We start from the raw sequence: 1,391 nt of genomic DNA on the forward strand, positions 1-1,391 counted from the left end.
GGTTACTAAAATCAGCTGCCATCCAGCGAGCTAAAGTAGCGATATCCGTAGAATGAGTCATTACCAGAAGTGTTGAACTTAGAATAGCGGGAACTTCGGATGAAGTAGTGTTTGATGCAGTTGGTATCTTTAGAATACATGGTATTGATGCAGTCCCTTATGGTTTGGGTTCTGCATCAATACCAATTGCTAAAACCTTTAGTTGACAAGCACCCATGATGACCCTGATCCAAAGTTCCCTATTCTGTATTTCCTGCGCCCAGCGCTATAGCTGATAGTTTACTGGCGAGAGCTTGGGAATCCCTCTGGTTTCTTTGGGCTATTTTAAACCTTTAATCCCAAACAACAGAAACTGTGTCACCTGAGCCTCACTAAAATTATTATCACTCACCAAAATTAAACTCTGAGTGCCATCACTCAAGCGCGGACCAAGGGTCATTCCCTCTAAATTATCTAAGTAAATCCCCAATTCACTCAAATCCAACAACAACTTTTTTTGCAGTGGCTTAATCTTGGCAATATTACCCTTGAGACTAGCAATTTTGGTGGTATCGGTTGCTCCACCGGTCACCACTTGATAAAGTTTGGCACTGAATCCAAATAAACCATAGGTACGCTCCAAACTCAGAAAATGTCCTGCAGTATCCAATGCTAATAACTCAGTCAAACCGTGAGCAATGGTGTTAGGGGGGTCTTGGTCGAGTAAGTAAAGATGTTCACTAACCAGCATTGGAGGAGTAACGTCTCCAATCAAATAGTGCAACCAACGAATTCCCGCTGCTTGTTCGGTATCTGTTTCTGGCTGGTCTTGGTGTAGGGAGTACTCACTGGCACTAAATAAGCGAAATGACTCTTGCCCACTGGCTGCAGCTAGGCTGATCGGTTCTAAGGTTAATGCTTCAAAGCCTAAGTTATCTTGGATACCATTACTGACTGTTTCTAGGTCAGTATCATTCGGTAGATAACGCTGGGGAATTTTTAAATTTTGCAACTGTTGTCCTGTTGCTATATCAAACTGCCGAATGAATGGAGCAATGCCTTGATTAGTAGCCCCTTCACTAGAGATAAATACAGAATCTTTTCCAGACCAAGCAATCCCTTCTGGATCTAGGGTACCCCTTACAAAGGTTTCACCATTTTTATCTTTGAGGAAAGTGACATCTTCCACTTCTACGTTTTCAATCCCTATGTTTCCTGTATCGGTGGGATTGAAGGTTAGTTTCAGGGTGTAGAATCGGGCTGGAGCTAATCGAGAACGATCATCAGAAACAGCTAAAAAGCGATCGCGTTCCCGATCATAGGCCAATCCTGACAATCCTCCCACTACTGTATTTTTGAATTCCGTTTGGGGGAGTTGATACTCCCCTAAGAAGTCCACGGAAAGGTTGAGA

Annotated in this window: 1 protein-coding gene; it reads right to left on the reverse strand. The window is 43.1% G+C overall.

Features of this window, described 5'->3' with window-relative positions; genetic code table 11:
- Positions 1 to 319: 319 nt before the first annotated feature.
- A partial coding sequence (locus tag F6K49_RS49310) for an esterase-like activity of phytase family protein (RefSeq protein ID WP_293110063.1) occupies positions 320 to 1,391 on the reverse strand: 1,072 nt, incomplete at its 5' end.

It is taken from the genome of Moorena sp. SIO3I6, from assembly GCF_010672095.1.